General features: G+C 68.9%; 10 protein-coding genes. 7 read left to right on the forward strand and 3 right to left on the reverse strand.

Translation table 11 applies throughout. The annotated features are described in order from the left end of the window. Positions 1-817 precede the first annotated feature (817 nt). Complete coding sequence (gene mpl / locus VDQ83_RS05170; protein WP_455434105.1) at positions 818-2245, forward strand: UDP-N-acetylmuramate:L-alanyl-gamma-D-glutamyl-meso-diaminopimelate ligase; 1428 nt, start codon at positions 818-820, stop codon at positions 2243-2245. 25 nt (positions 2246-2270) lie between these two features. Then, entirely contained in the window at positions 2271-2852 is a 582-nt protein-coding gene (locus VDQ83_RS05175; RefSeq protein WP_455434106.1) for an LON peptidase substrate-binding domain-containing protein, read from the forward strand. A gap of 316 nt (positions 2853-3168) precedes the next feature. On the opposite strand, the gene VDQ83_RS05180 is transcribed toward VDQ83_RS05175, so the two are convergent. Beyond that, complete coding sequence (locus VDQ83_RS05180) at positions 3169-5184, reverse strand: VTT domain-containing protein (protein WP_455434107.1); 2016 nt, start codon at positions 5182-5184, stop codon at positions 3169-3171. Between the two features lie 48 nt (positions 5185-5232). Here VDQ83_RS05180 and VDQ83_RS05185 point away from each other — a divergent pair, with 48 nt between their 5' ends. The 3 genes from VDQ83_RS05185 (at position 5233) to VDQ83_RS05195 (ending at position 7884) form a co-directional block, all read left to right on the forward strand. Then, positions 5233-5898 (forward strand): serine/threonine-protein kinase, encoded by a 666-nt coding sequence (locus VDQ83_RS05185; RefSeq protein ID WP_263395626.1) that lies wholly within the window; start codon positions 5233-5235, stop codon positions 5896-5898. A 223-nt stretch (positions 5899-6121) separates the two neighbouring features. Then, positions 6122-6937: an SDR family oxidoreductase gene (locus tag VDQ83_RS05190; protein ID WP_455434108.1), complete on the forward strand. Its 816-nt coding sequence runs from the start codon at positions 6122-6124 to the stop codon at positions 6935-6937. A gap of 524 nt (positions 6938-7461) precedes the next feature. Next, entirely contained in the window at positions 7462-7884 is a 423-nt protein-coding gene (locus VDQ83_RS05195; protein ID WP_263395624.1) for a VOC family protein, read from the forward strand. 4 nt (positions 7885-7888) lie between these two features. Here VDQ83_RS05195 and VDQ83_RS05200 read toward each other — a convergent pair whose 3' ends face one another. Then, positions 7889-8758, reverse strand: a complete 870-nt coding sequence (locus tag VDQ83_RS05200) for an ion transporter (protein WP_455434109.1) — start codon at positions 8756-8758, stop codon at positions 7889-7891. Positions 8759-8980: 222 nt separating this feature from the next. Between VDQ83_RS05200 and VDQ83_RS05205 the strand changes: the two genes are divergently transcribed. Beyond that, the gene (locus VDQ83_RS05205; RefSeq protein ID WP_455434110.1) at positions 8981-10213 is read left to right on the forward strand and encodes an acetylornithine transaminase; all 1233 of its coding nucleotides are present in this window, start codon (positions 8981-8983) and stop codon (positions 10211-10213) included. 442 nt (positions 10214-10655) lie between these two features. Here VDQ83_RS05205 and VDQ83_RS05210 read toward each other — a convergent pair whose 3' ends face one another. Beyond that, entirely contained in the window at positions 10656-11282 is a 627-nt protein-coding gene (locus VDQ83_RS05210; RefSeq protein ID WP_455434111.1) for an HAD-IA family hydrolase, read from the reverse strand. Between the two features lie 280 nt (positions 11283-11562). On the opposite strand from VDQ83_RS05210, the gene VDQ83_RS05215 reads away from it, so the two are divergent. Beyond that, a complete protein-coding gene (locus tag VDQ83_RS05215) occupies positions 11563-14250 on the forward strand; it encodes a TonB-dependent receptor plug domain-containing protein (RefSeq protein WP_455434112.1) in 2688 nt (895 codons plus the stop codon). Positions 14251-14343: the final 93 nt, after the last annotated feature.

Consider the following 14343-nt stretch of genomic DNA (forward strand, 5'->3'; position numbering starts at 1 on the left):
ACTGTAGGAGGGACTTCAGTCCCGACGCTGTCCTGTCCAATACTGCGCGGCCTGCCGCTGCGCTCGTCGTGCCTGAAGTCGCTTCCACAGAAAGCTGGCGGCCAGTCGGCTGGGTGCACTATAGGAGTGACTTCAGTCCCAACGCATTGCGCCGCCGGAAGTGCCCCACTTCGCTCGTCGCGGCTGAAGCCGCTCCTGCAGGGACGTGCGGCAAACTAACTGGGTGCACTGTAGGAGGGGCTTCAGCCCCGACAGGCTGTGTCCGAAGTCTGCACCTCTCACACTTCGCTCGTCGCGATTGAAGCCGCTCCTGCAAGGGATAAGGACGTAAGGCAGGCGTGTGCGGGGTGCGCGCAGCGCTCAAGCCCGCCAGGCGTCGTCCTAACTTCGACTGCCGCGCGTCCGCGCCATGTCGTCGGCGAGCCGCATTCTGCGCAGGATTCAACGTCATCCGGCGCCAGCAGTGGGCCAAGACCAAATCCATGCCTCCCGCCACGCGTGGACGCGGGCGGGAGGCCGGAACCGTCAGGTGCCAGCGAACGGGCTTGCTCAGGGCCCCGCAACATGAGCTCCCTTGGGGATGGCCTCTTGGGGAGTAGGACCGCAGGGTGCTGCGGCTGGCCTGTTCATTTTCGATGTCGGCTCCCGACTTGCCTATCGGGAGTTTTCTGCAGGGGGTGTGGGGAATTCCCTACTTGACGCGGTTGCCATCCGCATGCACTCGGTGGCGCGCGCGCCTTGCCGATGCTGGGCGGCGGCGGGCCCTGCCGCCGTCGCGCCGGTTTGCGCGCGCCGGGGGATCGGCGACAATCGGCGCATGAGCAAGATCCATATTCTCGGCATCGCCGGTACGTTCATGGGCGGTGTCGCCGCGCTGGCGCGCGAACTCGGCCATGCGGTCGAGGGCAGCGACCAGGCGATCTATCCGCCGATGTCCACGCAACTGGAGCAGCTCGGCATCGCGCTGAAGCAGGGCTATCTGCCCGAGCACATCGGCGCCGATTGCGAGCAGGTGATCGTCGGCAATGCGCTGTCGCGCGGCAACGCCGCGGTCGAGGCGGTGCTGGATGCCGGCCGCGCCTACACTTCCGGCGCGCAGTGGCTGAGCGAGCAGGTGCTGCCCGGGCGCGACACGCTGGCGGTGGCCGGCACCCACGGCAAGACCACCACCACCAGCATCCTCACCTGGCTGCTGCAGGCCGCCGGCCGCGAGCCGGGCTTCCTGATCGGTGGCGTGGCCGAGGATTTCGGCGTGTCCGCGCGGCTGGGCCGCACCGCGTCCCCGGCCGCCGCTGCGAACGCGTCCGCTGCGGACGGCGGCGAAGGCGCGACCGCGGCGCAGCGGCCGCTGTTCGTGGTCGAGGCCGACGAGTACGACACCGCGTTCTTCGACAAGCGCAGCAAGTTCGTGCACTACCGGCCGCTGGTGGCGATCCTCAACAACCTTGAATACGACCACGCCGACATCTTTCCCGACGTGGCCGCGATCCAGCGCCAGTTCCATCACCTGGTGCGCACCGTGCCGCGGCGCGGGCGACTGATCGTCAACGGCGAGGACGCGCATCTGCGCGAGGTGCTGGCGATGGGCTGCTGGACGCCGGTGGAGCGCTTCGGTTTCGATCCGGCGTTCGAGTGGAGCGCACGCGCGCTGGCCGCCGACGGCAGCCACTTCGCGGTGCTGCACCACGGCCAGGAACTGGGCGAAGTGCGCTGGCCGCTGCTCGGCCGGCACAACGTGATGAACGCGCTGGCGGCGCTGGCCGCGGCGCACGCGGTCGGCGTGGCGCCGGCGCAGGTGATGCCGGCGCTGGCGCGGTTCCGCAGCGTCAAGCGGCGCATGGAAGTGATCGGGCAGGCGCAGGGCATCACCGTCTACGACGATTTCGCGCATCACCCCACCGCGATCCGCACCACCCTGGAAGGCCTGCGCGCCAAGGTCGGCGCGGCGCGCATCGTGGTGGCGATGGAGCCGCGCAGCAATTCGATGCGCCTGGGCGCGCACGCGCAGGCGCTGGCGCCGGCGCTGGACGCGGCCGATGCGGTGGTGTTCCTGCAGCGGCCGGAACTGGCCTGGGACGCGGCCAAGGTGATCGCCACGGTGCGCGGGCAGGCCTGTGCCGCCGCGGACGTGGAGGCGTTGCTGGCGGCGCTGCAGGCGCAGGCGCGGGCCGGCGACCATGTGGTGTTCATGTCCAATGGCGGTTTCGACGGCGCGCCGCGGCGCTTCCTGGCGGCGCTGCAGTGAGCGTGCGGCACGACGGAGCGTGCGCATGAGCGAGGAGCGCAGCACGCTGCCGCTGTTCCCGCTGCACGCGGTGCTGCTGCCGGGTGCGGCGATCAAGCTGCGTGTGTTCGAACGCCGCTACCTGGACATGGTGCGCGAATGCGGCCGCAACGACAGCGGCTTCGGCGTGTGCCTGATCCTGGAGGGCACCGAGACCGGCACGCCGGCAGTGCCGGCGGCCTACGGCACCGAGGCGCGCATCGTCGATTTCGACGTTGGCGCCGATGGCGTGCTGGTGCTGAGCCTGCGCGGCGAGCGCCGCTTCCACGTGCTGCGCAGCCGCGTGCGCGACAACGGCCTGGTGGTCGGCGACGTGCACTGGCGCGAGCCGGACGAGGACGACGAATTACAGCCGCAACACGCGTTGTTGTCGACCGTGCTGGACAGCATCCTCGACCAGGCCGCCGACGTGTACCCGGTGGCCGGCCCGCGCCTGCTCGACCAGGCGGCCTGGGTCGGCTGGCGCCTGGCCGAACTGCTGCCGCTGGACGAGCGCCAGCGCCTGGCGCTGCTGCAGGAAGACGATCCGCACGAGCGGCTGGAGCAGTTGCTGGGGTGGATACCCTGAGGACTGGGATTCGGGATTCGGGATTGGGGATTGGCGGGGTATCGGTGGCGGGTGCGTGGGCGAGTTGCCATGCGCCTGCCAGGTGCTTTCTGCCGAATGCCAGGCGCCCGGCGTTTTGTAGGAGCGGCTTCAGCCGCGACATGCGCCATCGCGACCGGGTCGTTCCACACCATGGCACCGAACGTGTAGGTGCAACGCAAGGTGGCCTTGATCATCGGGCGTGACAGGTTTGTTGGTAGTGCCTGTCGCGACTGAAGTCGCTCCTACATGGCTTCGCTACACGACCCTGGCGGTAACGGCTGAAGAAGGGGACGCGTTACTCGGCCTCCACCGGCGCCTCGCCCTCGCTGCGCACCAGCAGCACCGGCACATCCGACGGGCGGTGCATGTCCTTGCGCGTGGGCAGCGCGCTCAGCGCCTCGGTGACCGCGTTGAGCGCCGGGTCGGCGCCGCGCAGCGGGCGCCACAGGCCGATCAGGTTGAAGTGGCGTTCGTAGCGCAGGCTCTGCGCGCTGCCCAGCCACAACGGCACGTTGCCCGGTTGCAGCCGCGCCGGTGCCGGCCACAGGCGCAGCGCGTAGAGTTCGCCGGGGCGCGGGCCGCTGCGCAGCATCAGCAGCGATTCCACCTGGGTGTCCAGCGTCGCCGGCAGCACCGGGACCTGTTCGGCCTGGGCCTTGTAGTCGAGCAACTGCAGCGCCTGCTGCCAGCCGGCCTGCGTCTGCACGCGCCAGCCGGCGGCCTGGAGCTGGCGCTGCAGCGGCGCCAACGGCCCGGCCACCTGCAGGTCCAGCGGCCAGCGCTGGCTGTCGTCGAACTCGTTGCGCCGCGACGGCAGCAGGCGCCATTCGTCCCGCCACCACGCGCTCGCCGCCAGATCCATGCGCACCGGCGGCGGCGGTTCGAACTTGGCCAGCTTGCGCTCCAGGTCGCGCGGCGCATACCACAGCGCGGCGGCGACGAAGCCGCCGTAGAACAGCCACGCCAGCGGCTTCATCCAGAACGAGCGGTTGAAGCGGCGGCGGTAGGCGATGCCCAGCACCAGCAGCCAGAAGATGCCGAACAGCATGCCGCCGACCACGTCGCTGAGCCAATGCGCGCCCAGGTACAGGCGGGCGAAACCGATCAGCGTCACCAGCACGCCCGACAGCAGGTACGGCCACACCCGCGAGCGCCCGGGCAGTTCGCGCGCGATCAGCACGGCGAAGAAGCCGAAGCTGATCGTGGCCATGGTCACCGCCACCGACGGGAAGCCGAAGCCGCTGCTGGCCGCCGGCGGGCGCACCACGTGCACGGTGGTGCCGAGCAGCTTGGTCAGGGCCAGGCCGAAGGCCAGCGCCGCCAGCCAGTGCGCCGCGGCCATCCAGCGCTGGCGCCAGATCAGGTAGGCCAGGCCGAGCGTGGTGGCCGGCACCAGCACCTGCCAGTCGCCGAGCGAGGCCAGCGCGGTCATCGGGTAGTCGGCCAGCGGGTTGCGCAGCGCCAGCATCAGGTCGTGCACGGCCAGGTCCAGCGACAGCGGCTCGCCGTGGCCCACCACCACCATCAGCAGCGCGAACCAGCCCCAACCCAGCGCCAGCAGCATCACCGCCAGCATCGCCAGCGGCACCGATTCGCGCCGTTGCGGATCGAACACCGCGATCGGATAGCGGCCCAGCAGCGGGTGCCGGCGCGACCAGTCCAGGCCGCGCGCCAGCAGCGCGTCCATGTGCCCGGCCGACCAGCGATAGCCGTACAGCACGATCGCCCACACCAGCCCCAGTGCCAGCACCAGCAGGCCCAGCACCAGGAACAGGCGCCCGGCGACCGCGGCGACCGCGTCGTAGGCCTGGCCGAGCAGCCAGCCCGGGCCCAGGAACAGCAGCGCCCAGGTCACCGCGGCGACGCTGCTGGCGAGGAAATAGCGGCGCAGCGGCATCTTCATCATGCCGGCCACGGCCGGCACGAACGGACGGATCGCGCCGACGTAGCGCGCGATCAGGATGCTCTTGAAGGCGTTGCGGCGGAACATCGTTTCGCCGCGGTCCAGCAGCTGCGGATAGCGCCGGAACGGCCAGTAGTTGCGCAGCTGGTGGCCCCAGCGATGGCCGACCCAGTAGCTGAGCGCGTCGCCGGCCAGCGCGCCGAGGGCGGCGCTGACCACCGCGTACGGACCGGAAATCTGGCCCAGGCCGATCAGCACGCCGATCGCGAACAGCAGCGGCAGCGCCGGCACGATCGTGCCCAGCACGATCACCGCGTCGCAGAACGCGATCGCGAAGATGACCGCGCCGGCCAGGAGGGGATGCGCTGCGACCCACTCCAGCGTGGCGTCGATCCATGATGCATTCATGGGGGGATTATAAGTGGGCGAGCATGGCGATCCGCTTAAACTGGGGTGATGACACGCGCGCCGGCCGCCTCCACCCAGATCCTCAAGTCCGACAGCTTCGGGCGCATCCTGCTGGTGCGCGACGGTGGCGCGGGCGTGTTCGTGCGCCGCGATCTGACCGCCGCCCCGTGGTGGCTGCGGCTGCCGGCCTGGTGGCTGGCGCGGCGCGAGGCGCGGGCATTGCAGCAGCTGTCCGGCATGGCGGCGACGCCGCAGCTGCGCGGCTGGGACGGCACCTTCCTGGACCGCAGCTACCTGGCCGGCGACGCGATGTACCAGCGTCCGCCGCGCGGCGACCTGGCCTATTTCCGCGCCGCGCGGCGCCTGCTGCAGCAGGTGCACCGGCGCGGCGTGGCGCACAACGATCTGGCCAAGGAAGCCAACTGGCTGGTGCTGGAGGACGGCAGCCCGGCGCTGATCGACTTCCAGCTGGCGGTGCGCGGCGCGCCGCGCGCGCGCTGGATGCGGCTGCTGGCGCGCGAGGACCTGCGCCACCTGCTCAAGCACAAGCGCATGTACTGCCGGCACGCACTGACCCCGGTCGAACTGCGCCTGCTCAAGCGCCACTCCTGGGTGCGCGAACTGTGGTTCGCCACCGGCAAGCCGGTCTACCGGTTCGTGACCCGGCGCCTGCTCAAGTGGGAAGACAACGAGGGGCAGGGGCCGAAGCCCTGAGAGGCCGGGATTGGAGATTTGGGATTCGGGATTGGTAACGGCGCATGGCTGTGGCTGCGGATTTTCCTGGCAGGGCGGCAGGGTCTTGAGTTGTGGGGAGTCTTCGAATCTCCCGAGGGCTTGGGATTGAGGATTCGGGATTGGTAGGCGTTTGGTTGTCTGGGTTGCCCCAGGCCACAAGCGCTAAGCTGCGACGAGTCTCCAATCCCGAATCCCCAATCCCATGACGTTGCAAGGCAAAACCCTGTTCATCACCGGCGCCTCGCGCGGCATCGGCCTGGCGATCGCGCTGCGTGCGGCGCGCGATGGCGCCAACGTGGCGATCGCGGCCAAGTCGGCGGTGCCCAATCCGAAGCTGCCCGGCACCATTCACAGCGCGGCGGCGGCGGTCGAGGCGGCCGGTGGGCGCGGCCTGGCGCTGAAGTGCGACATCCGCGAGGAGGAGCAGGTGCACGCAGCGGTGGCGGCCACGGTCGAGGCGTTCGGCGGCATCGACATCCTGGTCAACAACGCCAGCGCGATCTGGCTGCGCGGCGCGCTGGACACGCCGATGAAGCGTTTCGACCTGATGCAGCAGGTCAATGCGCGCGGCAGTTTCCTGTGCGCGCAGGCCTGTCTGCCGCATCTGTTGCGCAGCGCCAATCCGCACATCCTGACCCTTGCGCCGCCGCCGTCGCTGGATCCGAAATGGTGGGCGCCGCACACCGGCTACACGCTGGCCAAGATGGGCATGAGCTTCGTGACCCTGGGCCTGGCCGGCGAATTCGGCCCGCAGGGGGTGGCGGTCAACGCGCTGTGGCCGCGCACGCTGATCGCCACCGAGGCGCTGAACATGATCCCGGGCGTCAGCGCAGGCAACGGGCGTCGTCCGGAGATCATGGCCGACGCGGCGCATGCGCTGCTGACCCGGCCGGCGGCCGGGTTCCATGGCCAGTTCCTGATCGACGACGAGGTGCTGGCCGCGGCCGGGGTGACCGACCTGTCCGCTTATGCGCTGGATCCGTCGCAGCCATTGCTGCCGGACCTGTTCCTGGATTGAATGCGCCGGCATGCGCCGGAGCGGCAAGACGGCGTGACCAGGCAGGAACCGTGCGGTGGCGATGCGCGGCGTGCTGGCGCATCTGTCTGCAGGGGGGTTCAACCTCGACGGGGTCCGCAGCCGGTGGGTTCACCGATGCGCTCGTGGCAACTGCTCATTGCGACGGATGGCGGTGGTCGCCCGGAGCCACTTCCACAGGGATCTGGATGAACTGACCGGTGCCCTGTAGGAGGGGCTTCAGCCCCGACACGATCCCATCCGCAGCCTGGGAAGCGCCGCATTCGTTCGCCGCGGCGGATGACCCGAGGCACCGTTTTCTCCTGCGGGAGACTGCGTGCGCCGATGGTTGCGAAAAGGCCTTGGAGAGGCTGACGTTGAGCGCTGCCTTGCGCACGGTAGCGCCTGCCGCTCGCCGCGCTTGCCCGCGCCTGCACGTCGCGGGCGCTACCCTATGCGCTTGTGCGGGATCCCTGTCGTAGCGTCTGCCGATCCTGCCGTTTCCCCCATCCACTGGAGTTGTCGCCATGAAATACCTGCACGCCATGATCCGCGTCCACGACCTGGAGAAGACCAGCAAGTTCTTCACCGAAGGCCTGGGCCTGCACGAGACCCGCCGCATCGACAATGAAGCCGGCAAGTTCACCCTGGTGTACTTCGGCGCGCCGGAGAACCCGGAAGCCGAAGTCGAACTGACCTACAACTGGGGCTCGGACGAGGACTACGGCAGCGCGCGCAACTTCGGCCACCTGGCGTTCGAGGTCGACGACATCTACGCCACGTGCGCGCACCTGCAGGCGCAGGGCATCGTCATCAACCGCCCGCCGCGCGACGGGCGCATGGCCTTCGTGCGCAGCCCGGACCTGATCTCGATCGAACTGCTGCAGAAGGGCGCGGCGCTGGCCCCGGCCGAACCGTGGGCGTCGATGCCGAACACCGGCGTGTGGTGAGTCTTCAGGCCGTGGCGTCGGGCAGCGGTTGGCCGCAGTTGCGGCAATAGCCGGCGCTGCGGTCGTGGCCTTGCAGGCCACAACGCGCGCAGCTGCGCTGGTCCGGCGCGCGATCGCGGTCGGCGTCGCGCAGGCTGTTGGCGAGCTCGGCGGTGTAGATGCCGGTTGGCACGGCGATGATGCTGTAGCCGATCAGGATCAGCACCGAGGTGATCGCGCGGCCCAGCGGCGTGAGCGGGGCGATGTCGCCGAAGCCGACGGTGGCCATCGTCACCACCGCCCAGTACATCGCGGTGGGGATGCTGGTGAAGCCGTTGGCCGGCCCTTCCACCACGTACATCAGTGCACCGAAGATCACCACCAGGGTGATCACGGCGAACAGGAACACGAACACCTTGCGCCGGCTGCGCCATAGCGCGTCGACCAGCAGGCTGCTTTCCTCGACGTAGCGGGTCAGCTTGAGGATGCGGAACAGCCGCAGCACCCGCAGCACGCGCACCACCAGCAGGGTCTGCGCGCCAGGCAGCAGGAACGAGACGTAGGTGGGCAGGGTCGACAGCAGATCGATCACGCCCCAGAAGCTCAGCGCATAACGCAGCGGCCGCTTCACCGTGGCCAGGCGCAGCACGTATTCGGCGGTGAACAGTGCGGTGAAGCCCCATTCCAGCACGTACATGGGGCGGGCGTAGCGCGCGTGCAGCGCCGGGACGCTGTCGGCCATGATCACCGCGACGCTGGCCACGATCGCCGCGACCAGCAGCAGGTCGAAGTTGCGCGAGGGCCGGGTATCGTGCCGATAGATGATGTCGAACCAGCGTCGCCGCCAGCCGTGCTCGCTCGCCGGGGCGAGCTGGGGATCGGTGAACAGTCGCATGCCCTCATGCTAACCGACCCCGCATCGCGATCGCGGCGCCGGGCGGACGAGCCGGAGGCGGCGCGCCGGTGAAATCTTGGTGGGCGTGCGAACCGGCTCGCGCTCCGCCGCGGTGGATGCCGGGCCGTGGCCCAGAAGTGTCGGGCGGGCCGCCGCCGGCGATCCCGGCAGGCGCCGCCGGCGGTCTTATAATCGAACGCTTTCCCGCAGGATGTTCCTTCGATGACCGCTTCCTCCGCCGCGGACCTGATCGCCCTTGGCCAGCACTACTACCTGCCGATCTACCGCCCGCGCCAGCTGGTGCTGGAGCGCGGCCAGGGCGCCAAGGTGTGGGACAGCGAAGGCCGCGACTACATCGACCTGTCCGCCGGCATCGCGGTGTGCGGACTCGGCCACAACGATCCGGACCTGACCGCGGCGCTGCTCGAGCAGGCCGGCAAGCTGTGGCACACCAGCAACGTGTTCTACAGCGAGCCGCCGCTGCGCCTGGCCGAGGAGCTGGTCGCCGCCTCGCGCTTCGCGCGCAAGGTGTTCCTGTGCAACTCCGGCAGCGAGGCCAACGAGGCGGCGATCAAGCTGGTGCGCAAGTGGGCGGCCAGCCAGGGCCGCGCGCCGGACCGGCGGGTCATCGTCACGTTCCGCGGCAGCTTCCACGGCCGCACCCTGGCCGCGGTCACCGCCACCGCGCAGCCGAAGTACCAGGAAGGCTACGAGCCGCTGCCGGGCGGTTTCCGCTACGTGGATTTCAACGACATCGTGCAGCTGGAAACGGCGATGGCCGCCGGCGACGTGGCCGCGGTGATGATCGAGCCGGTGCAGGGCGAGGGTGGGGTGATGCCGGCCGCGCCGGGTTTCCTGGCGCAGGTGCGCGCGCTGTGCGACCACCACGGTGCGCTGCTGCTGCTGGACGAGATCCAGTGCGGCATGGGCCGCACCGGCACCTTGTTCGCACACTGGCAGGACGACGTGACGCCGGACATCGTGACGCTGGCCAAGGCGCTGGGCGGCGGTTTCCCGATCGGTGCGCTGCTGGCCGGGCCGAAGGTCGCCGAGACCATGCAGTTCGGTGCGCACGGCAGCACCTTCGGCGGCAATCCGCTGGCGGCGGCGGTGGCGCGGGTGGCGCTGCGCAAGCTGGCGTCGGCGCCGATCGCGGCGAATGTGTCGCGGCAGGCGGCGGCGCTGCGGCAGGGGTTGGCTGCGCTCAACGAGGAGTTCAAGCTGTTTTCGCAGGTGCGCGGGCGTGGCTTGATGCTGGGCGCGGTGTTGAATCAGGCGCATGCGGGGCAGGCCGGGGTGATCCTCGATCACGCTGCGGCGCATGGGTTGTTGACGTTGCAGGCGGGGCCGGATGTGTTGCGCTTCGTGCCTTCGTTGAATATCACGGATCAGGAAGTGACTGAAGGGTTGAAGCGGTTGCGGGTGGCGTTGCAGGAGTACGTCGGGAAGCGGTGAGTCGGATGACTTGGGGTGTTGGCTGGTTTGTGATTCGGGCAACAGAAAAAGCAGAGCTTTCGCGCTTTGCGCGAGTTACTTTTCTTTGCTTGTGCAAAGAAAAGTAACCAAAAGAAAGCACACCCCGGTCGCGCGCCCTCCGCTGCGCTCCGGGTGCGCGAGGTGGACAGGAATTTTCCGATGGCACATCCATGTGCCAGCGGAAAACGCCACGCATCCTGCGTGGCGCCCCCTGCGGGGGTTGTACCTGTCCACCTCGCCGCGCTCTAGGGGGCCCCGAACGGCAAGATCAAAATCCTGAGCAACAGCAACAGCAACAGCAACAGCAACAGCAATAGCAACAGCAATAGCAATAGCAATAGCAACAGCAGCCGCAGTTCGCTGCAATGGACGCGATAGCAAAGCGACAGCGACGGCGAATTTGCCGGTTGCTCGCGGTATGTCAGGGCAAGCCGTGCCGCGCCAGTGCGCGGCGCAGGGCGCGGGTGCCGCTGGCGGTTTCTGCGGCCATGCCGGTCGCGCGTGCGCCGCGCACGTTGACGAACAGGTCGTCGATGAACAGTGCGTGCCGCGCTGCGGCGCCGAAGTGGGCTAGCGCGCGCCGGTAGACCTCGGCCTGCGGCTTGCGTGCGCCGAGTGCGCCGCTGCACAGCACGCGCCCCTGCAGCAATGGGAACAGCGCCGGCACGATCCGTGGGATCGCCTGCGCCATCAGCGCGCCGTTGTTGGTCAGCACGCCGATGTCGATCCGGTCGGCCAGCGCCAGCACGCGTTCGATCACGCCAGGGTCGCCGCGGCTGCCGGCCACGCGCGCGGCGATCCAGTCGGCCTCGCTCACGTGCGCGCCCAGGCCCGCGCCGAGCCGTTGCAGATAATCGGGCGTGGCGATGTCGCCGCCGTCGTAGGCGGTTTCCAACCCGGAGGCGAACAGCACCTGCCGCACCCGCGCCGGATCGCAGCCGCTGTGGTCGGCCAGATGCGCGATGCGCGCCGCGCGCGCGTAGCCCGCCAGTACGCCGTCGAAATCGAGCAGCAGCAGCTGCGGGCGCGGCTGGATCAGCACGGCCATGGCGCGTGGCGCGAGAACGAGCGGCGGAGCTGAAGCATGTGCGGGGTCCGTAGCGGCAGCGGCCGAGATTAACGCAGTACCCGCGGCGACGGATGCCGCTACCCGCGTCGTGGCCCTGGCCGGCGCCTGCCCACCCGGGCGCTGCGCACCTACCCGTCGGATGCGGCCGCCCGGCGCTGCGCGCTGGCTATGGTCCCTGCACGCCGCGATCGCGGCCGTCGCCGGTCCGGGGGCCGGTGCGCATCCACGCCACATCCACGTCATCACGGGGGTCTTGGACATGAGCAAGCGTTTGCAATCCGATCGTCTGGCGGAATCGGTGGGCAGGGGACTGTGCAATGCGCGTCACGGCCGCGGGCTGGCCACACTGACGCTGCTGCTGGCCGGCGCGCCGGCGCTGGCGGAGGAGCCGGGCGGCGAGGCCAAGACGCTGGACGCGATCACGGTGATCTCGACCGGCACGCGCAAGACCAACATGGCGGTGACCGACAGCCCGGCGCCGATCCAGCTGGTGAGCGCGGAGATGCTCAAGCAGTCGGCCGCGCCGGACCTGATCAATGCCATCGCCAACCAGGTGCCGTCCTACAACGCCAACCAGACCGGCAGCGACATGGCCAGCCAGACGCTCACCGCCAGCCTGCGCAACCTGTCGCCCAACCACACGCTGGTGCTGGTCAACGGCAAGCGCCGCCACATCACGTCCAACGTCAACGTCACCACCGGCGCGGCCTCGGCCGATCTGTCGTTCATCCCGGCCGCGGCGATCGACCATGTCGAGGTGCTGACCGACGGCGCCGCCGCGCTGTACGGCTCGGATGCGATCGCCGGGGTGATCAACATCATCCTCAAGAAGAACCACGAGGGTGGCGAGGTGGATGCCGGCTACGCCGGCTACAAGGATGGCGGCGGCGGCACCGATACGTGGGGCGCCAACATCGGTTTCGGCAACGACGATGCGTATTTCAGCCTCAGCGCCGAGGTCGAGAACCGCAAGACCGTGTACCGGCTGGGTTCGTACAGCTACGCCGACTGCGTGGCCAACTACGCCGACTGCTCGGCGGTGAATCCGGACATGGCCGAGTTCCTGGCCGACGACGTCCAGGGCATGACCCTCAACGGACGCTTCCCCAACGTCAACGCCTGGCTCAATCCGCCGGAAGTGCACCGCAAGACGCTGTTCTTCAACTCCGGCGCGGTGCTGAGCGACACCCTCGAGTTCTATGCCTTCGGCAGCTTCGGCAAGAAGACCGCGCAGTCGGAGGAGAACTACCGCCGTCCGAGCCAGGACGGCGGCTACGTCGATCCGGCGAGCGGCGAGGTCTCGCACAAGTATCCGCTGGGCTTCAATCCGTCCGAAGCCTCCGACGAAGTCGACTACGACCTGAGCGCCGGGTTGAAGGGCGTGCTGGCCGGCTGGTCGTGGGATTTCTCCAGCAGCTACGGCAAGAACAAGATGGACGTGTACACGCTGAATTCGATGAACTTCAGCCTGTGGCAGGAGTTCGGCGCCTCGCCCGAGGACTTCTACGACGGCACGTTCTGGGCCAGCCAGTGGACCACCAACCTCAATGCCACGCACGACTTCGACGTGGGGCTGTCGCAGCCGCTCACGTTCAATGCCGGCGTCGAGTACCGGCGCGACCAGTACGGCATCGATCCGGGCGATCCGACCTCGTACTACGGTGCCGGCGCGTCCTCGTTCCCCGGCTACAACCCCTTGTTCAACACCGGTTCCTACAGCCGCCACAGCTACGCCGCGTACGCCGACGTGGTGTTCAACCCGACCGAGAGATGGCTGGTCGACGTGGCCGGGCGCTACGAGGACTACAGCGACTTCGGCAGCAAGGCGGTGGGCAAGCTGACCACGCGTTTCGACCTCAGCGACACCTTCGCGGTGCGCGCCACCGCCAGCACCGGCTTCCGCGCGCCGACCCTGCAGGAAGGCTACTACTCGGCGGTGCAGGTCGGCCCGACCAGCGCCACCCCGACGCTGCAGCCCAACAGTGCGGCCGCGGCGGCGTTGGGCTTCGGCAGCCTGAAGCCGGAGACCAGCACCAACTACAGCCTCGGTCTCGTGTTCCGGCCGATGCCCAACTTCGACAGCACGCTCGACTTCTACCGCATCACCATCTCCGACCGCATCGGCGTCGGCACCTTCGAGTATTCCAAGGCCGGCCAGCCGGGCGACACCAACGGCGACGGCACCCCCGACGACGCCTACAACGCCGCGCTTGGCCAGGCGCTGGTCGACTTCGGCTACCTCGGCGGTATCGACCCGGCGGCGCCGGGCGGTTCGCTCGACGCCACCGCACGCCAGAACATCTCGGTGGCGATCTTCAACAATGCGCTCAAGACCCGCAGCACCGGCGTGGACTGGGTGACCAACTACATCGCCGAATTCGACTGGGGCTCGATCGACTGGGTGCTGGCCGCCAACTACAACAAGACCGAGGTGCTCAGCGCCAAGCCAGCGCCCGAGGTGCTCGGCGGCGCCACGATGTACAGCGCCGCGACCCTGACCAACCTGGAGAACAACGCGCCGAAGTACCGGGTCAACCTGGGCGCCACGTTCAATGTGGGCAAGTTCAGCCTGCGCGTGACCGAGGCGATCTATGGCCCGCAGTACCAGCTGATCGCGCCGTACGACGAGTGGAACGGCGACATCTTCCCCGACAGCGTGCTGAGCCAGCTCGACGTGGTCGACGTCAACGGCGCACCGTACTACAAGCACAAGATCGGCACGATGGCGCTGACCAACGTCGAACTGACGTTCCGGCCCAACGAGCAGCTGACCGTCAGCGTCGGCGGCGACAACGTGTTCAACAAATATCCCGACAAGGTCCCGGCAGCGGCATACGGCTACCTCGAGAAGAACTACCTCAGCTACTACAACTCGCCGTACCTGACCGGCAGCCCGATCGGCTACTTCGGCGCGCGCTACTACGCCAAGCTGACCTACCGCTTCTGAGTGGTTCGAGCCCCTCTCTCCCGGGAGAGGGGTTGGGGTGAGGGTACGTCCGCCAGCGGAGTGCTCGCCCGCGTAATGCCGCGCCATCCGCGG

Source organism: Xanthomonas sp. WHRI 7945 (genome assembly GCF_035026585.1).